At 68.1% G+C, this 22,109-nt stretch carries 21 protein-coding genes; 7 read left to right on the top strand and 14 right to left on the bottom strand.

What is annotated here, in order from left to right; translation table 11 throughout:
- Nucleotides 1-35: 35 nt before the first annotated feature.
- From PPSIR1_RS07445 to PPSIR1_RS07455, 3 genes are all read right to left on the bottom strand, one after another.
- Nucleotides 36-1,646, bottom strand: a complete 1,611-nt coding sequence (locus PPSIR1_RS07445; protein WP_006970400.1) for a choice-of-anchor L domain-containing protein — start codon at nucleotides 1,644-1,646, stop codon at nucleotides 36-38.
- An 87-nt stretch (nucleotides 1,647-1,733) separates the two neighbouring features.
- A complete protein-coding gene (locus tag PPSIR1_RS07450; RefSeq protein ID WP_006970401.1) occupies nucleotides 1,734-3,158 on the bottom strand; it encodes a single stranded DNA-binding domain-containing protein in 1,425 nt (474 codons plus the stop codon).
- A 313-nt stretch (nucleotides 3,159-3,471) separates the two neighbouring features.
- A complete protein-coding gene (locus PPSIR1_RS07455; RefSeq protein ID WP_006970402.1) occupies nucleotides 3,472-4,020 on the bottom strand; it encodes a thermonuclease family protein in 549 nt (182 codons plus the stop codon).
- A gap of 140 nt (nucleotides 4,021-4,160) precedes the next feature.
- Between PPSIR1_RS07455 and PPSIR1_RS07460 the strand changes: the two genes are divergently transcribed.
- Complete coding sequence (locus tag PPSIR1_RS07460; protein WP_006970403.1) at nucleotides 4,161-4,874, top strand: hypothetical protein; 714 nt, start codon at nucleotides 4,161-4,163, stop codon at nucleotides 4,872-4,874.
- A 25-nt stretch (nucleotides 4,875-4,899) separates the two neighbouring features.
- Here PPSIR1_RS07460 and PPSIR1_RS47495 read toward each other — a convergent pair whose 3' ends face one another.
- Complete coding sequence (locus tag PPSIR1_RS47495; RefSeq protein ID WP_006970404.1) at nucleotides 4,900-5,070, bottom strand: hypothetical protein; 171 nt, start codon at nucleotides 5,068-5,070, stop codon at nucleotides 4,900-4,902.
- Between the two features lie 42 nt (nucleotides 5,071-5,112).
- On the bottom strand, nucleotides 5,113-5,676 hold the full coding sequence (locus tag PPSIR1_RS07465; RefSeq protein ID WP_006970405.1) for a hypothetical protein: 564 nt from the start codon (nucleotides 5,674-5,676) through the stop codon (nucleotides 5,113-5,115).
- 263 nt (nucleotides 5,677-5,939) lie between these two features.
- On the opposite strand from PPSIR1_RS07465, the gene lexA reads away from it, so the two are divergent.
- The 4 genes from lexA to PPSIR1_RS42075 all read left to right on the top strand — a co-directional run bounded on the left by lexA (nucleotide 5,940) and on the right by PPSIR1_RS42075 (nucleotide 9,089).
- Nucleotides 5,940-6,563, top strand: a complete 624-nt coding sequence (gene lexA, locus PPSIR1_RS07470) for a transcriptional repressor LexA (RefSeq protein ID WP_006970406.1) — start codon at nucleotides 5,940-5,942, stop codon at nucleotides 6,561-6,563.
- 297 nt (nucleotides 6,564-6,860) lie between these two features.
- Complete coding sequence (gene corA, locus PPSIR1_RS07475; protein ID WP_045115548.1) at nucleotides 6,861-7,922, top strand: magnesium/cobalt transporter CorA; 1,062 nt, start codon at nucleotides 6,861-6,863, stop codon at nucleotides 7,920-7,922.
- Nucleotides 7,923-8,002: 80 nt separating this feature from the next.
- Complete coding sequence (locus tag PPSIR1_RS07480; RefSeq protein WP_157595290.1) at nucleotides 8,003-8,341, top strand: hypothetical protein; 339 nt, start codon at nucleotides 8,003-8,005, stop codon at nucleotides 8,339-8,341.
- A gap of 370 nt (nucleotides 8,342-8,711) precedes the next feature.
- Nucleotides 8,712-9,089, top strand: coding sequence for an OmpA family protein (locus PPSIR1_RS42075; protein WP_232296444.1), 378 nt, complete (start codon nucleotides 8,712-8,714; stop codon nucleotides 9,087-9,089).
- A gap of 129 nt (nucleotides 9,090-9,218) precedes the next feature.
- On the opposite strand, the gene PPSIR1_RS47500 is transcribed toward PPSIR1_RS42075, so the two are convergent.
- The 6 genes from PPSIR1_RS47500 to PPSIR1_RS07510 form a co-directional block, all read right to left on the bottom strand.
- A complete protein-coding gene (locus PPSIR1_RS47500; protein ID WP_006970410.1) occupies nucleotides 9,219-9,389 on the bottom strand; it encodes a hypothetical protein in 171 nt (56 codons plus the stop codon).
- A 78-nt stretch (nucleotides 9,390-9,467) separates the two neighbouring features.
- The gene (locus PPSIR1_RS07490) at nucleotides 9,468-10,394 is read right to left on the bottom strand and encodes a YegS/Rv2252/BmrU family lipid kinase (protein ID WP_006970411.1); all 927 of its coding nucleotides are present in this window, start codon (nucleotides 10,392-10,394) and stop codon (nucleotides 9,468-9,470) included.
- A 234-nt stretch (nucleotides 10,395-10,628) separates the two neighbouring features.
- Nucleotides 10,629-11,813, bottom strand: a complete 1,185-nt coding sequence (locus tag PPSIR1_RS07495; protein ID WP_006970412.1) for a hybrid sensor histidine kinase/response regulator — start codon at nucleotides 11,811-11,813, stop codon at nucleotides 10,629-10,631.
- On the bottom strand, nucleotides 11,810-12,220 hold the full coding sequence (locus tag PPSIR1_RS07500; protein ID WP_006970413.1) for a response regulator: 411 nt from the start codon (nucleotides 12,218-12,220) through the stop codon (nucleotides 11,810-11,812). Before PPSIR1_RS07500 ends, PPSIR1_RS07495 begins: the two co-directional genes overlap by 4 nt.
- A gap of 5 nt (nucleotides 12,221-12,225) precedes the next feature.
- Nucleotides 12,226-13,596, bottom strand: a complete 1,371-nt coding sequence (locus PPSIR1_RS42080) for a sensor histidine kinase (protein ID WP_006970414.1) — start codon at nucleotides 13,594-13,596, stop codon at nucleotides 12,226-12,228.
- On the bottom strand, nucleotides 13,596-15,011 hold the full coding sequence (locus PPSIR1_RS07510; protein WP_006970415.1) for a sigma-54-dependent transcriptional regulator: 1,416 nt from the start codon (nucleotides 15,009-15,011) through the stop codon (nucleotides 13,596-13,598). Before PPSIR1_RS07510 ends, PPSIR1_RS42080 begins: the two co-directional genes overlap by 1 nt.
- Nucleotides 15,012-15,377: 366 nt before the next feature.
- Between PPSIR1_RS07510 and PPSIR1_RS07515 the strand changes: the two genes are divergently transcribed.
- Nucleotides 15,378-16,355, top strand: coding sequence for a calcium/sodium antiporter (locus PPSIR1_RS07515; RefSeq protein WP_006970416.1), 978 nt, complete (start codon nucleotides 15,378-15,380; stop codon nucleotides 16,353-16,355).
- Here the strand turns inward: PPSIR1_RS07515 and PPSIR1_RS07520 are convergent.
- Nucleotides 16,352-17,254, bottom strand: a complete 903-nt coding sequence (locus PPSIR1_RS07520) for a succinylglutamate desuccinylase/aspartoacylase family protein (RefSeq protein ID WP_006970417.1) — start codon at nucleotides 17,252-17,254, stop codon at nucleotides 16,352-16,354. The two genes, PPSIR1_RS07515 and PPSIR1_RS07520, sit on opposite strands and share 4 nt — an antisense overlap.
- Nucleotides 17,255-17,312: 58 nt before the next feature.
- Nucleotides 17,313-18,215, bottom strand: a complete 903-nt coding sequence (rimK, locus tag PPSIR1_RS07525; protein ID WP_006970418.1) for a 30S ribosomal protein S6--L-glutamate ligase — start codon at nucleotides 18,213-18,215, stop codon at nucleotides 17,313-17,315.
- Between the two features lie 473 nt (nucleotides 18,216-18,688).
- Between rimK and PPSIR1_RS50715 the strand changes: the two genes are divergently transcribed.
- Complete coding sequence (locus tag PPSIR1_RS50715) at nucleotides 18,689-21,112, top strand: TonB family protein (protein WP_006970419.1); 2,424 nt, start codon at nucleotides 18,689-18,691, stop codon at nucleotides 21,110-21,112.
- 10 nt (nucleotides 21,113-21,122) lie between these two features.
- On the opposite strand, the gene PPSIR1_RS07535 is transcribed toward PPSIR1_RS50715, so the two are convergent.
- The gene (locus PPSIR1_RS07535; RefSeq protein WP_006970420.1) at nucleotides 21,123-21,896 is read right to left on the bottom strand and encodes a hypothetical protein; all 774 of its coding nucleotides are present in this window, start codon (nucleotides 21,894-21,896) and stop codon (nucleotides 21,123-21,125) included.
- Nucleotides 21,897-22,109: the final 213 nt, after the last annotated feature.

A 22,109-nucleotide genomic window follows, 5' to 3' on the forward strand; every position in this document is an offset into this window, starting at 1 on the left:
AGCTTGGGGAGGAAAAACAAACAAAGAGGAGGAGATCAGGGGATGGTCACGCCGGGCGCGGCCGCGTCGAGGGACCAGCGCCAGTCGTCGAGCAGGACCAGGGCGTCGAACAGGTGCCCGCCCGCGTCCCAGACCGCGAAGCGGATGTCCATGACCTCGCCGGGCTCGACGTTGCCGGACATCTCCAGCCAGCCGGTCCCGCCGCCGACGGGGAAGCCGTTGCCGTTGCAGGAGTTGAACGCGTCGTCGGCGTCGAAGCCCGTGCCGCCCAGGGCCGAGGCCCCGCTCGCGCAGCTGTGCTGCCAGGGGTTGAGCTCACCTTGGCAGCCGACGCTCCCGCTCTCGCACACGGCGAACAGGCCGGGGGCGGTCTGCAGGATGTTCAGGCCCACGGGGACCTCGACGTCGCCCTCGGTGTAGATGGCGATGTTCTTGTCCGCGGGGTTGTCCGCCTCGCTGTCGACGAGGGTGACGAAGAAGTCGTTGTACTGGCTGCACACCCACTCGGGGTACTCGGCGGTGAAGAAGAACATCCGCGTCGAGAACGAGCGGGCGTTGGTCGGCACGCGCACGCGCAGGGTCAGCATGACCGAGTCGTTGGCCTCGGTGTTCGTGGTCGGGTTCGCGCCGGGGCAGCCCGTGGCCGGGAACTCGCCGCCGTTGGCCGCGACCCAGTCCTCGGGGGCGTCGACGCTGGTCCCGAGGTTCTGGCCGCCCTCGAAGGCGGCGAAGTTGGGGCTCGACTGCCCGGGCGCGGCGGCGTTGCCCGTGGACAGCACGACCATGTTCGCGCCGCCGCTGGGCTGGTTTTGATCGCCGAACTCGGATCGTATCGAGCGCTGGACGCTGAGCGGCGAGCCGCTGCCGTCGGCGAGGGTCAGCTCGGCCGAGATCACGCCCCAGGTCTGCTGCTCGGGGGGCAAGTTGGGGTCCTCGGAGGTCGTCTGGCACAGGTCCAGGGCGCGGGCGTAGTCCAGGGCCTGGCCGGAGTTGCTCGACAGCCCCGCGTCGCAGCTGGTCGCGGGCTCGTCGAGCACGCCGTCGCAGTCGTCGTCGACCTCGTTGCCCTCGACCTCGAAGGCGCCGGGGTTGACGAGCTGAGCGTCGACGCAGCCGACCCCCTCCTCGTCGCAGCAGTCGCTGCAGCTGTCCCAGCCGTCGCCGTCGGCGTCCACGCCCTCGAGGCTGCCGTCGCAGTTCTCGTCGACGGCGTTGCCGCAGACCTCCGAGCTCGGCTCCGTCGCGCCCACGCAGGGGCCCCAGTCGCCCAGCGGGCTGCAGGTGCGGCTGCCCGCCGCGCACGCGCCCACGCCCAGGGTCCCGGGCGGGCCCTCGTAGCACTCGCCGAGGTCGCCGGGCTCGCACTCGGGGAAGCACTCGCCGAGGGCCTCGTCGCACACCGGGCCGTTGGGGTGGTCGGCACAGTCGGCGTCGGCCTGGCAGGGCGGCTCGCCGGTGTCCTCGGAGTCCGTGTCGCCGGCCTCGTCCGCCTCGTCGAGGGTGTTGGCCGTGTCCGCCCCCTCGTCGAAGCTGGCCGAGAACGCGTCCCCTTCGCCGCCGGGGCAGGCGGACAGCAAGGCCGCGGCGGACAGGGAGGCCGCGGTGGACAGCAGGGCAGAGCGCTTCGAGGGCCGCTTCGAGGACATGGGGGCTCCTGGGCGAGGGGCCCCGCGATCCTTCGCAGGGCCAGGTACGAGCAGCCCCGCGACGACGATCGGCGCGGGGCTGGGGGCTCAGTTGGCGACGAGGTCGCTGGGGTCGCGGGGCTCGAGCTTGAAGTTCGAGAAGGCGTAGACGAGCGGCCCGGTGATCGAGGCGAAGCCCGCGCCCATGGCCGGCTTCATCCAGTCGTCGATGGCGAAGAACACGTCGTCGACGCGCAGACCGCCGTCGACGGCGAACTCGCCGAACTCGTCGGGGGCGTCGGGGTTCACGTCGGTCACCGTCACGTTCTCGACGGACACGAGCACGCTCTCGTAGGCCTCGGCCATGGCCCCGTTGGTGGCGATGTCGGCCGGGTTGGCGATGAGCTCGGGCGCGGGCGCGGGGCCGCTGCCGGTCTCGGTGATCCCGGACGCGTCGGCGACCACGAGCTGGCTCATGTCGAAGAACTCCTCGTAGGTCGCGCCGGTGATGTCGAGGATGTCGCCGGGCTGGATGTCGAGGCCGGCGGTGTTGCCCACGAACACCTGGATGCCGGAGTACTGGCCGCCCGCGGGGTCCTGGACGAAGAAGGCCGCGGAGTCGTCGTTGGACCAGGTGAAGCTCGAGGTCGCGATCACGCCGCTCACCTCGACGATGCTGTCCTCGGCGACGTTGCCCTGCTGGATGTCGGGGATGGTCGTCGACGAGGACATCGGCGGGGTGTAGGCCCCGAAGTCGGCCTCGCCCGTGGGCCCGAGCTTGTACTCCTCGAAGGTGTAGTAGAGGATCCCGGTGACGCTGTCGTAGGTGCCGCCGGCCTGGGCCGTGGGCAGCTCGGTGAACAGGTAGCCGACCAGGGCGCCGCCATCGAGGACCCACTGGCCGAAGCCGTCGTTGGTATTGGCGATGGTCGCGTCGTTGACCGCGACGCGCACGCCCTCCCAGGGCTCGGCGCCCGCGTTGTCGCTGGCGATGTCGGCCGCGCTGACGACGGAGGGGGCGGGCAGGGCCTCGTCGCCGGTCACGGTCACGTCGCCGGCGTTCTTGATGATGATCTGCGAGGCGTCGAAGAACTCGTCGTACTCACCGACCAGATCCACGCGGTCGCCGGGCTGGAGGGTGAGGGCCGCGGCGGGCTCGTTCCACAGGTACAAGGAGATGCCCGAGTACTCGCCGCCGTCGATCTCCTGGACGTAGACCGTCGCGCTGTCGGGCACGCCGTCGTCGTCGTCGTCCTCGATGACCATCGGCGAGGTCACCACGACGTTCATGACGGAGACGTTGGACTGCAGGGGCACGTTGCCCTGGCGGATGTCGTAGATGGAGACGCTCTCGGTGCCGCCCGTGGTGCCCGTGCCGGTGGTGGTGGTGTCCGCGGTGCTCTCGCCCTCGTCGACCTCGTCGCCCGCGGTCTCGCCGTCGTCGGTGTCGGTCAGGCCCCCGCCGAAGGTGCAGGCGCTGGGGAGGGTCGTCAGGGCGAACAGGAAGGGAAGGGCAAGGTGGCGGCGGGTCATGGTCTCGATGCAGGGTTAGGGGGGCCTCGGGCCCCGTCGTGCTCCGCTCATACCAAAGGTGGGCCAGACCTCCCACCCAGGAGGTGTGGCAAAAAAGCTCGTCAACGAGCTGTGACCGCGAGCCCCGCCACGTGCTCGAGACCACGGACCCGACTCAGGGACTGTGAAGCTTTCACAGTCCCTGTCCACTCTAGCCGTCGTGGACGACGCCACGCCCTCCCTGCCCCACGTCCACGACTCACTCGCGGCGCCGCGCAGACGGGCCGAGATCTCTGCTCGTCGTCTCTTCTCGCTCGAGATGGAGCAAGACGGATCAGCAAGGCGCCGAACCGCAGCCGCTCCACAGCCCCGCGCCGGCTTCCTGCGCCTGGGCCTCGAGGCCCAGGTACTCGCTCAGTCGAGCGCTGCCGTTCGGGGGGATGTGCAGGACGCAGGCGTGCCCATTTTCGAGCAGCGCCCGGTTGACCTCGACGCCGTCGACGCTGACATAGGCCAGCAGCCGGCCGTAGATGTCCTTGCATTCGGCGTCGTACTCGAGGGTGACCGTCTGTTTGGCGACCATCTCCCAGTTGAAGTTGGTCGCCTGCTCGCCCCAGCACTCGTTGTTGTCCGGGGAGGTCTCCGGGGTGTCGACGAGGATGTAGCGCACGCGCTCGCCCGTCGTCAGCTGGACGGTGTCACCGTCGAGGACGAAGTCGACCACGCCCTGGGTCGGCCCGCAGGGGTGGTAGCCCGTGGTGTCGTCTTCGGAGTCCTCGGTCTCGGCCTCGTCGGCGCCCTCGTCTTCATCAGCGACGATGGGCTGATAAAAGATGCAGGCCGTCATCGACAGCGAGGCGGTGACAGCGAAGACACGCAGCACCCCTTTCTTATCCCCGACTACCCACTTCTTGGCCAGTGCCGCGAGCCACGCCAACTATTCGCGGGTAGGGCCCCGCGCGCACACCCTTTGCGGGCGGGTGGGCGGTTGGCCCCAGCTTCGATCCTGAGTAGGCTCCGCCGATGTCCGATCACTCGGAGTCCAGGGGCGAGTCCGACCCACGGGAGAGCGCCGAAGAACGGCGCCGACGGGAAGAGCGCGAGGACCGCGACGGTGATCGCTCGTTTCGGCGCCTGGGCGATCAGCTGCTCTCGAACCTCATCGGTGAGCCCACGGCGGCCTTCAAGCGCGGCCAGGATCTGTTCACCGAGGTCGCCCAGGGCACCAAGGAAGAGCTCGTGCGCATTTTCTCCCAGGAGGTCCGCGGCTTCCTCGACAAGATGGACGCCGCCGATCTCGTCCAGGAGATCGTCTCGGGTCTGGTCATCGAGATGAAGACCGAGATCCGCTTCCGCCGCTCGGAGGACGGCCGCGTCGAGCCCGACATCCAGACGAGCGAGACGGCCGTGCGTCACGAGGACGAGGGCATCGAAGAGGCGATGGCGCCGACGGGCGAGGCGACGCGCGAGCCCGCTCCAGCCAAGGCGAGCGAGGTCGAGGTCGACGACGCGAAGGAGCCTCGAGCGGAAGACGAAGCTGAGCCTGGGGCCAAGGTCGACGACTCAGAGGAGGGCGAGGGCAACGGCGACCTGGCCCGCTCCGGGCGCGAGCGGAGGAGCTGGGCCGAGAAGCGGACCAAGCGTCTGCGCAACGGCTGGCCCGACATCAAGGCCAAGGTCAGCAAGGCCAAGATCGCCGCGGCCCGCGAGGGCGAAGACGGGCCCAAGGAAGACTAGCTAGCAGGACTTCTCCGATGTCCTGCTAGACTTCCGGGGGATCCGCGGTCACGGAGCCGAGCGAGTCGTCCTCGTCGTCGCTGTCGTCGCCGTCGGCGTCCTCGGGGGCGAAGAACTTCTTGGCGACGAGCTTGCCCAGTTCGGAGCCAATGCGAAGGCCGAAGCCCGTGATGATCGCGCGCACGAGGGTGTTCATGACCCTCGAAGTGTGGCACGTCGGCCGAGTCGATCCGACTCGCTAGGCAGGTTCCAACAGCCCGACGCGCTCGAGCGCGGCGAGGGTGGCCTCGAACTCGGCACACAGCGACGTCGGCGTGCTCGGGTCGTCGCGCAGCGCTTCGAGCTCGGCGGCGATGGGCAGCCAGTGCTCCGCCGCGCGCTCGTCGAGCTGCACCGTCGCCGGGGTCAGGGCCTCGGCTGCATCGCGGACCGATTGGGCCGTCTCGAGGGCCTCTCGCTCGGCGGGGGAGGGGGCCGTCGGCCGAAGGCCGCGCTGCGCCGCGGTCAGTTCACCCGCGCTCGGGCTCGCGCGCGGCCGGGAGCTCAGCGACCCGATCGTCAGCGCAGTCGCGACGCCGGCGACGACGGCGAGCGCGACCGCGAGGGGCCGGTCCCGGAGGCCGCTCGGGAGGTCGGTGGCCCGGCGAGGCCCCTGGCGGCGCTCGACGCCCGCGTAGAGGTGGGTCTGGTTGGGATCTCGCCGATCGCGGACTTGACGCCGCTCTGGCGAGCCCGCCCCGGCCTCCTGCGGCGCAACCGCGCGCTGCTCGAAAAATCGGTGATTTTTTGCTCCCCGGCCCACGCGTGCAGCATCCTACGAGCGCGCCGCACTTCGCCAGTTCTCGGCTCTTCCGACCCCACACGGGGGTTGGGCCTCAAAGAGCCACTGGTCGGCGCGAACTTCGGCACGGGGCTTGACCTCGGCTGAGACATTCCTTACACATGTTCAGTGCTGAGCGTCTGTGATGCTCAGAAAACCCTGGCCGCCAGCCCCACCGAGACTTGGGACTGCCCGGCCCAGCGAACGGCCTCGACACCAGAGGCGACGGACCCCCGGGGGAAATTGTGCGACAGCCACTCACCGCACGGCAGCGCGAAGCGCTCGACTACATCACCTACTGCCTCGACGAGCGCGGATACCCGCCGACCCTCCGGGAGATCGGCGAGCACATGGGCATCCGCTCGACGAACGGCGTCAACGACCACCTCAAGGCGCTCGAGCGCAAGGGCTACCTCGTCCGCGAGGAGCTCAAGAGCCGGGCCCTGCGTCCCGTCGGCCACGACGATCAAAAGGTCAGCATCCCGATCCTCGGCCAGGTCGCCGCGGGTCAGCCGATCCTCGCGCAGGAGAACATCTCCGACCGCGTGACCATCGATCGTTTCTTCGTCGGCAAGGCGCCCAGCAAAGAGGTCTTCGGCCTCGTCATCCGCGGCGACTCGATGATCGAAGACGGCATCTACGACGGGGACTACATCTTCGTCCGCAAGCAGAGCACCGCCGAGAACGGCGAGATCGCCGTCGTCATGATCGAGGGCGAGGCCACCTGCAAGCGCGTGTTCCACGAGGGCGACCGCGTCCGCCTGCAGCCCGCCAACGAGACCATGGCGCCCATCTACGTCCACCGCTCCGAGTTCCGGGCGATCGACGTGATCGGCAAGGTGGTCGGCGTGTACCGCAAGCTGCATTAGCTTTTGGGGAGGGACCGTGGCCGGTTTGCCCCGGCCCCCTCAGAAACGCCGCCAAGGGCCCCTTGGCGGCTGTTTCGCGTTGCTTGTTCGTTCCGTGTGCCGTTCAGCAACCAACCTCGGCACCGATCTCGCTCGCCTTGATTCGCCATGATATCGCTGAAACGATGCCGCGATGAGCGTGACGAGCAAGGCCATTGGCACGCGCAGGCGGGCAGTCTACGAAGGGCAGCCTCCCGGAGACCAGGCGCGAGCGGGTCAGCCGTTGGGTAGATGCCGAAACGCACCAAGAGAGAACGTATGCCGCGCCCTGTCGGCGTGCTGCCTGGGGCAGCCCCAGGTTCACTCGTCGACGATGACTCTGCACCAAGGGCTACGGTACGTGTATTTGCCTACAACTCGGAGTCCCTAGAGGAGCGCGAGGTGCCGGTTGCCAACTTGCGGCGAGGGGACGAGACCCAGCGGCTTTGGGTGAGCGTCGTGGGAGTACGCGATGTCGAAGCGCTCTCGCTCGTCGGCGAGTTGTTCAAACTACATCCTCTGGCCCTCGAAGATGTCAACAACGGAGGCCAGCGTCCCAAGCTCGAGGACTACGAGGACTACTTGTTTCTCGTGACCCGGGTCTTGGAGGCAGGCTCAGAGCAGCCTGGCCAACAGCTGAGCATGTTCATTGGAAACAACTTCGTGGTCAGCTTCCAGGAACGAGCGGGGGATCCTTTCGACCCTATCCGCGAGCGACTGCGTACGAAGCACAGCCGGGTCCGAGCACGTGGGTCCGACTACCTCGCCTACGCCTTGCTCGACGCCGTTGTCGACCATGTCGTCCCGCTCATCGACGGCTACGGCGACCATCTCGAGCAGCTCGAGGTTCGTGTCAGTCAGAGGCACGCTTCGGACTCGGTCGCTTCGCTGTTCGAGCTTCGACGTGAGCTTCAAGGGCTGAAGCGGACGATGATGGCGACTGGTGACGCCATCGAGCGGCTCAGGAGCCACGAGCTCCAGCTCATCGAGCCGGATACGCGAACGTACCTGCGCGACTGTCATGACCACGCCGTGCGCGCGGTCGAAACCATCGACAGCTGGCGAGACTTCTGCTCGGGGCTGATGGATCTCCACTATGCTCGCTCGAGTCAGAGGCTCAATCAGATCATGCAGGTTCTGACCATCATCTCCACCATCTTCATCCCGTTGAGCTTCATTACCGGCCTGTACGGGATGAATTTCGACCGAGGATCTCGATACAACATGCCCGAGTTGGGGTGGGACTACGGCTACCCGGCGATACTCGGGTTGATGGCCCTCATGGTCGTCGCCCAGCTGGTATATTTTAGTCGCCGAGGTTGGCTCGGTGTGCGGCGATGATGGCCTCCGAAGTCTCCTCTGTGGTACGTCCGATGACCCCGCGCGCGCTGTTTTGGTCCCTACATTTTGGCCTGGCTTTCATGGCGATCGCTTGTGTTCGCGGCCAACCTGCAGGCGGTGAGTACGAGCCGAGCGTCGACCGGGATACATCCGAAGCGCGGGAGCCCGCACGGGCGTCGACAGACAAGCCTGATGAGGAAGCGGACGACGCCGAGCAGAACGACTCGTTGGCGCGTGGGCCGGCCGATGAGGAGCCTGATGAGGAAGAGGCCTCAGAGGGGGACAGCGACGAGAGCGTCGAGGCTGTGGTGGCGGTCGCTGAAGTCGAAGGCGAGGAGTCCCTCGAGGACGACGACGACGAGCCAGACGAGCCCTTCGAGCCGAGCGTGCTCGACGACGCAGACAGCGACCTCGATTAGCGCAGCACCCAACGGCTCGCTCTGACACGCCATGTGTCAGCTCGGCACAGTGTCATGCCCGCCTCGAGACTCAGAGGGTCCTCCGGGTGCACCCCTAGGTCTAGACTGGCGACGAAGGGAGCTGGCATGAACCGTGCACATCTTTGTAGGCGTGAAACGATACCAAAAATCGATCTATCCCCTAGTTGTCACGACCATCTGCATTGCCCTGGGATGCTCTCCCGAGCAGGGCGCTCACTTCGACACCGAGGTCCCTGAGAACCATGCTCGTGTGCACCAACCTTCTGCGCCGATCGACGGCGAGCTCGAGCCCGGCGAGCTCTCGGCGACGCGACCGCGCCAGCCGAGCGCTGGAGAGCCAGAGAGCCTCGTGACGGGCAACCTCGTGATCGCCGACAACGTCGTGGACGCGTGCCTCCTCCCCAAAGATGAGGCCCTCTTCGCCTACGACAGTGCCAAGCTGAGCGAGAAGGCGGAGCGGACGCTGGCGCTCTTGGCTCGGTGCTTTGACACGGGTCCGATGCGCTACCAGGACCTGCTCGTCACCGGGCATACCGATCCTCGCGGCAGCGACGAATACAACCTCGACCTTGGCCTCGAGCGAGCCGTCGCGGTCAGGGACTATCTCGTCGACGAAGGGGTCGAGGACTTTCGCATCGAGGCGCGATCGGTCGGAGAGCGCCGCGCGAGCAATGACCCCGAGGATTGGGATGATGATCGCAAGGTCGAGATTCAGCTGGCGAGCTGAGCGAGTCAGCGGCTCGGATCGCAGCCTCCCGCACGTCAAAAATCGCCCGGGCTCCACGAAGCGGAGCCCGGGCGATTTGGCTGAGATTGGGGCAGTCGAGTTCAGTAATTCGCAAATGGGGGATCTGCGTCATGGCTCCAGGCCGTCTGCGCCGACCGAGCGAGCATCGCCTCGGCGCAGCTCGAGCCCGACCAGCGCGAGGTGCTCGGGGACGCGGCCGATGAAGGACCGCAAGGGGTCCGCGAGGAGCTCGGGGGTGCGTCGTCGCATGGACAGGGAGGTCGGGAGGGATGGGGTCATCGTAGTCGTGAGGCTCTTTCTCGTAGGGGGTGGCGTGTGTGGGTGGAGGAGTTGGTGCTCGTGGAAGTGGTGGCGCGCTCAGGCGACCAGGCGCGGGCCTTGGAGGACGGAGCTACCGTGGGGGAGGCACAGGTCGATGGCGCGAGGTAGGACCTCGACGTGGGCTCGGCGGAGCACCGTGGGCTCTCCGTCGAGGTTGAGGGTGAAGTCGGTGTCGGCCTCCAGCTCGAGCTCCGTGAAGGGACGGTAGATGACCCCATCGATTCTCTCGAGGCTGCGGTCGGTGACCAGCGGGAGCATCGCGGAGAAGTCGAGCTCGGCGGGGATAATCGATAGGTCGAGGCGGCCGTCGTTGACGAGCGCGCCCGGACACAGCTCGAACCCACCGCCACCGCGAACCCCGTTGCCGACGATCAGGGCGTGGGCGCGCCCCTCCCAGCTCCAGTCTTCGCTGCGCAGACGCAGGGACATGGCCTCGCTCTGGGGGAGTTTGAGCAAGGCCGCGGTGATGTAGGAGACCTCACCCAAGAGCCCCTTGAGGTTGGGCTGCATGCTCGCGGCCGCGTCACTCAGGGGGCCGCCGCTAGCGACGTTGAGGAAGTAGCGCTCGTTCACGCGTCCAAGGTCGACGGCTCGAGCGGGGCCTGCGAGAGCGAGGGCAAGGGCCGCCCCGAGCTCCGGAGGAAGGTCCGCCGCGTACGCGAAGTCGTTCGCCGTCCCGACCGGGACAACCGCGAGCTCGGGCCGCTCATCGCGAGACGGCGCCCCCTCGAGGATGCCGTTGACGATCTCGTTCACGAGCCCGTCTCCACCGATGGCGAGGATGCGGTCGACCCCTCGGTCTGCGGCTTGTGCTGCGAGGCCCCAGGCCTGGTGCGGCGCCTCGGTGACCCGAGCATCGAGGTCGACCTCGACGTCGTTGGCCGTGGAGAAGCGATCTCGAGACAGGCGCTCGAGCTTTTGTCGAAGGCCTGGTGTGTCGAGCTTCCGACCGTGCGTGATCACGCGAAGGGACTCGATGCCGGGCGCGAGGTCGATTTGCCGGAGGCGAAAGGGTGCAGTATCCAGATACTCGAAGGACCAGAAGGAAGACTCATTTGATTGTTCTGTAACAGTCACGCCTGAGCTTTGAGTGCACAAAGCGATCCAAGTCTCGAATCTCCATTTGGTTGTTGCAAAGAGGAGAGCCCTTCAGTGTGTCGAGTCGACACAGCCACGCACTGGCCCGCACCAACTGTGTCAGGCCGACTCGCCTGGCGCGAGCGCAGGGCCCGGAGCAGCGGCGATCGGGATTCCGAACGCAAAACACGCCCCCTCCCCCGCCTTGGACCGGAGCTCGATATAGCCCCGGTGCTGCTCAACTAGGCCCTTGGCGATGGCCAAGCCCAGCCCCGAGCCGCCCACTTTCTTTCGGCTCGACTCGGCTCGCCAGAAGCGATCGAACACGTGGTCTCGCTCGTCGGCCGCGACGCCAGGCCCTTCGTCCCGTACGAGGAATTCGACATGGTCTCCAGCACGTCGGGCCTGAAGGATGATTCGACCGGCGTGGGGCCCAAACTTGAGCGCATTGCGGAGCAGGTTATCCAGGACCTGCAACACGCGGGGGCCGTCGGCCCAGACCTTTGGAAGCCCCGGCTCGAGCTCGACGTCGACGCGGACCGCCCGCGCGCGGATGCTGGGCTGAGCGTCACCGACGGCGGACTCGATCAAGCTCGCGGGGGATACCGGGCGGGGCTCGACTCGGAGGGCGCCCGCAGACATCCGACCGATGTCGGCGAGGTCGCGAATGAGCCGCTCGGCTCGGGTGATGGAGCGTCGAACCGTCGACAACACGCGCTCTTGGTGAGCGGCCCCGCCATCCTCGAGCAGGTTCATGGCCAGCCCGATGTTGTTCAGCGGCCCCCGCAAGTCATGAGAGATGATACCCAGCACACTGTCTCGGGCCTGCACGGCGAGGCGGAGCTCTTCAACCCGGGCACGCAGCTGCGCCTCCGCGGCTCCGGCCCGGGCCTGCGCCCGGTGAAGGCGTTGGACCATCTCGATCTTGGTCGCCAGGGCGGTGACGCCGAGGCGGTCTTTGGGCAGATAGTCGTGGGCGCCCTTGCGAATGGCGACGACGGCGACCTCTTCGTCACCGCCTCCCGTCAGCATGATGGTCGGCACCGCGACCCCGGCCTCGGCGAGACGGTCGAGGACCTCGAGCCCGTCGAGGCCCGGCATGCGGTAGTCGAGCAGGAGCAGATCACAGCCGGGACCAGACGAGTCGCTCAGCGCCTGGATGGCCTCTCGGCCGGTAGCGAACTCACGCAGGTGCGCGCCGGGTCGCAGCTGCTCGAGGACGCTCCTGACGGCCATCCGATCGAGCTCGTCGTCGTCGACGAGGACGATCTGTGCGAGGGACTCTGGGCGGGCCTGCGCGTTCATGTGGGGAACTCTTGGAGGCTCCAGTAGGCCAGGACGTGCTCCATCGTCTGGACGAAGGCGTCGTAGGTTACCGGCTTGAGGATATAGCCAGCGATGTTTCGCTCATAGGCGTCGAGCTTGTCTCGCTCCGAGTCCGAGGTGGTGAGCACGACGACGGGGATCCGGCAATGCCGGGGGCTCGCGCGGATCTCCGAGAGGAACTCGATGCCACTCATCCGGGGCATGTTGAGGTCGAGCAGGATCACCGTGGGCTTCGTCCCGACCTCGCCCGAGTCGAGCATGTCGAGGGCCTGCTGGCCGTCGTGGGCCGTGTGCAGGCGCAGCTGGCTCTGGTTGTCTCGCAGCGCTCGTCGGACGTTCTCGACGTCGACGACGTCATCATCGATCAGGAAGACCTCGAAATTCATGGTTGTCAGCCCTGCTCCCGCGCTGGCTCGTCTACGGGGGACGCTGGCCAGGTGAACCAAAAGGTTGCGCCCTCTCCCAGCTGGGAGTCGAGGCCCAGTGAGCCTCCGCGGGTCTCGACGATCTTGCGAACGAGGGACAGGCCCATGCCTGCGCCTTCGACCTCGTCCCGGGGACGCAGGGTCTGGAAGATCTCCCAGATGCGCTCGTGGTAGCGCGGGTCGATGCCAGGGCCATTGTCTGCGACGGCGAAGCGCCAGCCCGACACCCTCCCCACCCGAGCCGGCTCGGCCGAGATCCGGACCCGAGCGTCCTCACCGCTGGCGTGCTTCAGCGCGTTCGACATCAAGTTGTGAAACGTCTGGCGCAGCAACAGTCGCTGGCAGTGAATCCGGGGCAGGGGCTCCACGATCCACTCGATGGCGTCCCGGGAGCCGAGCAGGTCGATGACCTCGCGGACCAAGGCATCGACCTCGACGTCTTCGGCCCCGATGGCGTTGCGCCCGACCCTGGAGTACTCGAGCAGGGCGCTGATGAGCGCCTCCATGCGTTGGACTCGATTCTCGAGCAGGGCGAGGTATCGCCGGGTGTCGGGGGTGAGGTGGGGCTCGAGGTCCCGAGCGATCCAGCTGGCGAGGTTGCCGATCCCGCGCAACGGGGCGCGGAGGTCGTGGGAGGCCACGTACGCGAACTGATCGAGCTCCTCGTTGCGCTGACGCAGCTTGGTAGCCAGAGCCTGGAGCTCTGCCGCGCGCAGCTCGGCGTGCTCGCGGTCAAACTCGGCCCGCATCAGCTCGCGATACTGGCGCGCCGATGTCTCCCTCTCGGCGACCCGTCCAACCGCTGCGCTGATGCTAGCGAGGATCGGCTCGAGATCCGCGAGCTTGCTCTCCTCGACGGCGGGCGCGAAGAACTCGAGCACAGCGACGACAGAGTCACGGGAGCGGATTGGGACGTGGAAGATCGAGCTCAGCCCCAGGGACGCGAGGGCGCGTTGGCGTTGTGGGTCAGCCACGTCAGCGACCGGCCGATACGCAGGCTCCGCGTCGGCGAGGGCCTGCTCGGTCCCCGGGGTGCTGTCGAGGGACTCGGTCCGGTCGATCAGCGCTTCGAGGGGGGTTGTCTCGACGTCCTCGTCCGCGTACCAGTCGCCCCGAGCCCGGAGCTCGCCGTCTTCGACGATGTAGGCGTGGCCCACGGGCCAGCCGAGTGATTCACAGGTCATCGACACGACCTCGGCGAGGACAGGCTGGAGTTCGCTCGACTCGTTGGCGACCTCCGTGACACCCTGGAGCAGGGCCAGGTACTCACGGTGCCGCTCGAGGGACTTGCGGACCGCGTTCAGGCGCGGGTTTCGTTGACTCGTTCGCGGGGTCATCAGCTGCTCGCCTCGGACCCAGCTTGGCTCACCGCCGCACCATGTCCAGCCTCGTCGCGTTCCAAGCGCTCCAGCCGTCGATAGAGCGTGCGCCGTGCGAGGCCGAGCACCTTCGCAGCCTCAGTCTTGTTCCCCTTGACCGCGCGCAGCACCCGGAGGATGTAGCGTCGCTCGAGCTCTTCGAGGGTGAGGAGCTCCTCGGGGTCGTCGGCGGCGATGACGAGCTCGCCGCGCTCGTAGCGAGCGATCTTGTCGGGCAGCTCAGCGAGCGTGATCGTGGGTCCGAGTGCCAGCGCGACGGCCCGCTCGACGCAATTCTCGAGCTCACGCACGTTGCCGGGCCAGTCGTAGGCCAACATCCGCGCCGCCGCGTGGGTGTCGATTCGCGGGGCCTCGCGCCCGGTCCGCTCGGCGATTCGAGCCAGGAAGTGCTGCGCCAACAGCAACACGTCGGTTCCTCGAGCGCGCAGAGGCGGCACGTGGATGTTGATGACGTTGATTCGATAGAACAGATCCTGACGAAAGCGCTGCTCTTCGATCTCGACCTCGAGGTCCCTGTTGGTCGCCGTGATCACGCGGGCGTCAAAGGGCACCGCTCGGTCGCCGCCCACGGGCCGCACCTTTCGCTCCTGAAGCACCCGCAGGAGCTTGGGCTGCATGTCCAGGGGCAGCTCGCCGATCTCATCGAGGAACAAGGTGCCGCCCCGCGCCCGAAGAAAGAGCCCGTCGCGCGAGCGCTTGGCGTCCGTGAAGGCGCCGCGGACATGGCCAAAGAGCTCGCTCTCGAGCAACTCGGAGGGGACCGCGGCGCAATTGAGCGCGACGAAGGGCCCCTCGGCAGCCGCGCTGTGCGCGTGCAGCTCTCGGGCGACGAGCTCCTTGCCCACTCCGCTTTCACCCGTCACGAGGACAGGCACGTCCGCTTCTGCGACGCGATCGACGAGAGCTTGGACCCTTCGCAACGCAGCGCTCTCGCCGATCATCGTCGACGCTGAGGGAGAGCCGCGGCTGTCGAGGACCCGCCTCAGGCGACGAATCTCGCCCTGCAGCTCGGACTCGCGCAAGGCCTTGGCGATTCGGTGGGCGAGACCCTCGACGTCGATCGGCTTGGTCACGAAGTCGTGGGCGCCCGCCCGCAAGGCCGCGATCGCGAGCTCCATGCTCGCCTGACCAGTCATCACCAGAACCGGCGTGTGGGGGTGACGCTCGGTCAGCAGTTCGCACAGCTCGATGCCCGACATGCCGGGCATGTGCACGTCAGTGATGACGATGTCGAAGCCCGCAGCCTCGAGCAAGGCGAGGGCCTGCTCTGCCCCTGGACACGCCACGGCCTCGAGTCCACGCAGCTCGAGGTTGGCCGCGAGGAGTTCACGAGCGTCGACGTCGTCGTCGATGATTAGGAGCCGTCCCGTCATGATCGTCGAGGACGATACATCGGCGCCTGGTCCGAGTGGAGCCTCGTTCTGCTCCTCCGACGGGCGGCGCGGTCGCGGCTGCCCGTGCAGGATCACGCGCGAGCAGACCTTGCTTGCCATGACCGCTCGGCTTGGGCGTGGCAGGGGGCTCCGAGGTGTAGCGGAGTACGCGCGGTTCGGCTCTTGGATCCCATTGTCGGGAGTGCCCGGCTGTTCGGCGTTACCCTATCCCGGTCGTCGCCCGATGTCCCGCGAGCCCCGTCCATGCCCCGACCCGATCGGAAGCGATCGAAGCTGTACGGAGCTTGGCTGCGACGGTGCCACCTCGAGGGGACGGGCCCTTCTTCGCGCGGGTTTTGAGGTCACGTGCTGATCCCCATCACAATGACGCTACTGGGCCTGGCGCTGCTCGTCGCAGGTGGCGAGGCCCTCGTGCGCGGCGCGACGAGCCTCGCTCAGCTGCTCCGGGTCAGCCCGGCGGTCATCGGACTCACGATCGTCGCGGCAGGGACGTCGATGCCCGAGCTCGTCGTCTCGACCAAGGCGGCGCTCGCGGGGGAGCCCGACATCGCCCTCGCCAACGTCATCGGCTCGAACATCTTCAACATCGCTGCGATCGTCGGCGTCGCGGCCCTCGTGGCTCCCTTGCGAGTCCTGGGGAACTCGGTCCGCCTCGAGTGGCCCGTGATGTTCCTGGCGGTCTGCCAGCTTCACCTGCTCGCCCGCGACGGAAGCGTCGATCGGCTCGAGGGTGGGTTCTTGTTGGGGGCGCAGGTCGCCTTCATCGCCTACCTGGTTTGGATCGCTCGTACAGCCTCCGCGCCCGCCGAAGAGGAGCAGTTCGCGGAGGCGCTGCCGGCCCCGCTCGGCGGCGAGCTCAGGGGCGCGAAGGCCTGGTTGTTCTCGGGCCTCGGCCTGGTGCTGGGGATGGCTTTGCTCGTCCTCGGGGGCTCGGTGTTGGTGAACGGCGCGAGCGCGCTCGCGCTGGGGCTCGGTGCATCTCAGCGCGTCGTCGGGCTCACGATCGTCGCGGCAGGCACGAGCCTGCCCGAGCTCGTCACGAGCGTGATCGCCTCGGTACGCGGGCGGGACGACATCGCCCTGACCAACGTCCTGGGCTCGAACATCTTCAACGTGTTCGGGATCCTCGGGACGACGACGCTGATCGCCCCCGTGGCGGTCGACCCCGAGCTCGTGAGCGTCGACAGCTGGTGGATGATCGGCTTCGCGGCGCTGCTCTTCCCGCTCATGCGCTCTGGCTACCGTGTCTCGCGACTCGAGGGCGGCGTCCTCGTGGCGTTGTTCGTCGCCTACCTGACGCTGCTGGTGCGCTCGGCGGGTTAGCCCTCGAGCTGGGCGACGTGCAAGAGCGCGTCTCCTTGATGAACCAGCGGGTGCGTCGCCCCGCCGATCACGCGGCCACCGAAGAGCGCGCGCACCTCCCGGGGGCAGCCGCCGAGGGTATCTCCGATCGAGCCGAGGATCTGGCCCTGCTGGACCTTTGCGCCGACGGCGATCTTGGGGCGGAACAGCCCGCTGCACGGCGCACGCAGCCACCGGCTCGAGCTGTACTCGACCGGTGCGCGTGAGACCTTGGGGACGCGCCAGTGATACATGTCCAGGTGGTTCATGATGCGCTTGAGGCCGTTGAGTCCCTCGCGAACGACCGCGCGATCAAAGGTGTGTGGTCCTCCGCCCTCAAACAAGAGGACGGGGATTCCCTTCTTGGCGGCGGCTCCGCGCAGTGTCCCTTTTCCTGGCCGCGAGTGGAGGACGATGGAGCTCCCGAAGACCCCCGCGAGCTCGCGGAGCTTGGCTTGCCCCGTATCGCAGCGGACCTGCGGCACGTTCGTGCGACCCTCGGCGGCCGTGTGTAGATCGATGCCCAGCTCGCACTGCGCGACGATCTCCCCCATGAACAGGGCCGCGAGCCGGCTCGCCAGGGAGCCGCGTTTATTGCCCGGGAACACCCGGTTGAGGTCGCGACCGTCGGGGGTGTAGCGCGACCGCGCCGTGAAGCCGAATACGTTGACGACGGGCGCGGCGACTAGAGCGCCCGCGAGCTTGGCAGGGTCGAGCTGCTCCACCAGCTCCCGCACGACCTCCACGCCGTTGAGCTCGTCGCCATGGATCGCGGCGCTGACCCAGATGCGTGGGCCAGGGCGGGCGCCGTTGAAGACCGCGACGGGGAGCTCCAGCCAGCCCTGGGTCGGAAGCCGCGCGACCGGAATGTCTCCATGCACGCATGTCCCCGGGGCTGCCTCGAGGGCGCCGACCCGTATGCTCTCCACGCCGCCTCGCTCAAGCCTGGACGGTTTTGCCACGGCGAGCCTCGGCGTCTTTGGCCACAAATTCGATGACCTTGCCCGCGACGTCCATACCCGTCGTCGTCTCGATGCCTTCGAGGCCAGGTGAGGAGTTGACCTCCATGACGACGGGCCCGTGGTTCGAGCGCAACATGTCCACGCCCGCGACCCGCAGGCCCATGGCCTTGGCCGAACGAACGGCGGTGCTGCGCTCTTCGGGTGTCAGCTTGATCTTGGTCGCCTCGCCGCCGCGGTGGATGTTGGAGCGAAATTCTCCGGGAGCGCCCTGCCGACGCATCGACGCGACGACCTTCTCGCCGACGACGAAGGCTCGGATGTCCGCGCCCTTGGCCTCCTTGATGAACTCCTGGACGAGGATGTTGACGTTGAGGCCGCGGAAGGCCTCGATGACGCTCCGCGCGGCCTGGTTGGTGTCGGCCAAGACCACGCCGATGCCCTGCGTCCCCTCGAGCAGCTTGATCACGAGGGGGGCGCCGCCGACGAGCTCGATGACGCCGTCGATGTCCTCGGTGGAGTGGGCGTAGGCCGTGATCGGCATGCCGATCCCCTTGCGCGACAGGAGCTGGAGGGCGCGCAGCTTGTCGCGTGAGCGCGAGATCGCCTGCGAGGTGTTCGCGGTGTAGACCCCCATCATCTCGAACTGGCGAACGACGGCGACGCCGTAGATCGACTTCGAAGCCCCGATCCGGGGGATGACGGCGTCGATGTCCTCGAGGGACTCGCCCTGGTAGATGAGGGTCGGGCGGTGGCTGGCGATGCTCATGTAGCATCGAAGGTAATCCACGAGGATCATCTCGTGCCCGGCGGCTTCGCCAGCCTCGAGGGTCCGTCGCGTGGAGTAGAGTTGCGGGTTGGTGGACAGCAGCGCGATGCGCATCACCGTTGGAGTACCCCGACGAGCGCGTCTGGGACAACGCCAGATGCCTCCACGGGCTAGAAGGTCGCGTCCATGACAGTAGAGGGGTACTCTCGCCAAGACCCGCCCCGTCGAAGACCACGGTGTCGAACGCCCCCGCTTCGTCCTCTCCGGCTTCATCCGCACCCGTCGACGGTTCGAGGTCGGGCGGAGGCTCGTACTCGCAAGCGGTATCGAGCACCAGCACGGCACTCGCCAGGTGACACGCAGACCCACGCAGGCCCAGCATAGCCATCGGCGCGATGTGCACGCCGTTCACGCGGCTGATCCGGAGCCCCCAATTTGGCCAGCATGGCGGCACACCCGCCGCCTTGCGTTTCGCCTGTCAGCCCCGCCTCACGCCCGCGTAGACACCCCGAGCGAAGCCTTCCGGCCTCCCCGAGCGTGTGCTCTGGCGCAGGGAGCCGACTCCAGCTTCCCTGCTACTCTCAGGCGTGGCCCACCGGATCCAGCAGTACCCCAACGAGCGCCGCGGGCCACCGCTGGCGATCGCCGTGGGGCTGGTGCTGCTGTCCGTGGGGCTCAACTATGGCGCGGTCAGCGGAGCGGTCGAGCTGCTCGAAAGCGAGCCGTGGGAGGACGAGCCAGAGGAGCTGCTCGTCGTCGACCTCACCGAGCCCGAGCTGCCGGAGCCGGAAGAGGACGAGAAGGACAAAGAGAAGGAAGAGGAAGAGCCGGAGGAAAAGGAGCTCGAGAAGCAGGACTTCGAGCTCGTCGAGCCGGAGCCCGAACCGGAGCCTGAGCCCGAGCCGGAGCCTGAGCCGGAACCCGAGCCCGAGCCGGCGCAGGAGCCCGAGCCGCCGCCGCCCCTCGAGGAGCTGCGCGACATGAAGATGGTCGAGCAGCTCGACGAGTTCGACGACCAGCAGACCAACGAGGACGCGGACTACCTGTCGAACATCGACCGCCGCGTCGAGGAGCAGACCCGAGCGGAGATCACCAACCTGAGCCAGGACGCCCTCGAGGCCCAGGCCAGCCAGCTCGAGCCCACGGAGTCCCCCGATCGGGGCACAGCCGACGAGACCGAGATCGCCCAGACCGAGACCCAACGCAGCGCGAAGGCCCGCGAGGCGCCCAAGGTCCGCCCCGAAGAGGTCGACGCGCGGCCCGAGCAAAACGACCCCAACCCCGAGTCGCTGCTCGCCACCCGCGAGCTCGAGCCCCGCGAGCACGCGGAGGCCATGGTCGAGCAAGAGGAGCTGGCCATCGAGGCCGAGGACGGCGTGGTCGCGACGGCCCAGGAGCGCTCGTCGACGGTGCTCGAGCAGGACCAGCAGGCGCGGATCACCAGCCGGGACCCCCGCTACCGCTTCAAGCTGTCCCACGAGGAGATGGACGCGGTGTTTGGTCACGACCACAACGCGCCGCGCAACACCGAGTCCCTCGAGCTGAGCAAGCGCAAGGGCGTGTGGGACTCGGCGCGCGACGCCTACCAGTCGCCCCTCGAGAACATGGTGCCCGAGGTCCAGGCCGGCAATCAGACGGCCCTGAACTCGCGCAAGCACCCCTTCGCCCGCTACATCGCCGCGATGCACCGGGGCATCCACGAGGCCTGGGCCTTCGGCTACCTCGACTCCCTCGACAGCCACCCCGCGAGCCACCCGCTCAACGACATGAACCTGTGGACCAAGGTCGAGATCGTGCTCAACGGCGACGGCACGATCCACAAGGTCCGCACCATCCACCACTCGGGCAACTCCTCCTTCGACGCGGCCGCGCGCGAGGTGGTGCTCGCGACCGGGCCGTACCCCAACCCGCCCAAGGCGATCCGCAGCGGCAACGGGAAGATCTACATGCACTGGGACTTCCACCGCAACGAGTACGCGTGCGGGACCTTCGGTGCGAAGCCCTACATCCTCGACAACGCTGGCGAGGGCGACGTCCCCCACGTGCACCATCGGTCGCGCGGGGGCGGTCGCGGAGCGCCGGAAGGGGAGGGGCGGACGATGGCCCGGCGCAACCCCTCGGCCGAAGGACCCGCGGCCCCGCCCTCGGAGCCGGAAGTCGAAGAGCTGCGGCGGCATCAGACTCCGCCGCCTGGAGCCCAGCCCGTGCCCAGCGGTCCCGTCGTCCAGCGTCCGCAGGGTGGTACGCCGCCCGAGCCTGGCCCGGGCGTCGCCCCGGGTGCTCCGCCGCCTGGGAGCCCCGCAGGACCCTTCGTCGCGCCCGGCGGCCGGGGGACGGGCGGTCTGGGAACTGGCGGCTCCGGGCCCGTGGGAGCGGGTGGTGCTGGCGGCGGCGGAGGAGCCGGTGGCGGCGGAGGAGCTGGTGCTGGTGGAGGAACTAGCGGCGGCGGAGCCGGAGGGGGCGGCGTCCCTGCTCCAGGCGTGCCCGCGCCGAGCCTCGGTGGCGGAGGAGGAGGAGGCCGCGGAGGCGGTGGTGGTGGCGGCGCAGCCAAGCCCGGCGAGAAGTCCAAGGGCAAGGGCGGCGGCATGCTGTCTGGCAACCGCACGCCCGCGGCGTCGGAAGGCCCCGCGTCCGCGCCGAGCACCGGCGTCGATCCGGTCGCCACGGCCATCGCCAAGAACTGGGCCCGCGCGTTCACCAAGGGCGAGGTCTCGACCATGGTCAACCGCAGCTCGATCCCCTTCCGCTCGGGCTCGGCCATCGCCGCCCGCAACAAGGACGAGCTCCGCGGGCTGCTCGAGGCCATGTCCGACGAGGTCAAGGGCAAGTCGGCCCGCCACTCGGGCACCTACACGGCCGCGGGCCTGCGCAAGAAGTTTGGCTCGGTCCCCGCGGGCGTCAGCGAGGGCGAAGGCCGGCTCTACGCGGTGTTCGAGATCGCCGGGGACTCGGTGATCGTGATGCTCGAGAAGAAGTACAACAGCTGGCGGATCGTCGGGATCACCCGCTGAGGGCCGAGCGCTAGCGACCTGGGCGGGGTACGTAGTCCAGCGTCGACGATAGGCGCGCGCGAAGCGGGGCGTCCCCGAAGGCGTCCAGCGCCAGCTCGAGCGCCCGCCCGACGAGCCCACGCAGCGCGCCGTGGTCTGTCATGTGGCAGCTGTGCAGGTCGTATTGGCCGGCGTCATCGGCCGCCCGGAAGGACACGAGCATGCCATCTCGACATCGGCACGGCTCCAGCCCCCTCGCGCAGACGGCCCGGGCTGCGTCGAGGGTCTCGGCCATTTCGGCCGGGCTGACGACCGGGCTGGAGGGCAAGGGCGAAGCGAGCTCGATGACCCGCGGGGGTTGCCACGGCGCGCCCTCGGGGAGGTCGAGCCAGTCGCTGGGGAAGAGCTGCCAGGTTGGGTCGTAGCGGTCCGTATACGTGGCCAGGATACGTTCGGGCGTATTCGAGAAGCGCAGGTGCGTCGCCCCCACGAAGGTCGGGCGGAGCAAGAGATCGAGCACCAGACCGGGAGGCCGCCGCTCGAGGCCCGCGGCCTGCTGCATGGCGTCGAGGGTCTGGGTGGGCTCGAGCAACAGCGCGGGGAGCCCCTCCTCGATCAACGCCTCCAGCTCGACCTCGGCGAAGTGCTCGTCGACCGCACCCAAAACGGTCCAGCGAGTGTCCGCGAGCGCAAGGAAGATGGCGTCCAGGCTGCGCTCGAGGCCTCGCTGGCGACCTCGCTGGAGAAAGCGCTGAACCGCGACGACCTGCTCGTGGGATGGCGCGTCGACCGGGCCGAGCGCCATGTGCAGAGTCTTCGATCGCGGCACGAGCCCAGGGTAGCAAGGCGAGGGATTCAGGGGCTGTGGATGGTGAGAGCTGCAAGGACGAGGCCTCCACCGACTCGGACACTAGCGAGAGCGAGAGCGAAGACACCAGCTCCGAGACCGACACCGCGGACACCGACAGCTCCGAAACTGGAGCGGAGCCAGAGCCCCTGTCCGGGGACAACTGCGACG

Source organism: Plesiocystis pacifica SIR-1 (assembly GCF_000170895.1).
GTDB lineage: Bacteria > Myxococcota_A > Polyangia > Nannocystales > Nannocystaceae > Plesiocystis > Plesiocystis pacifica.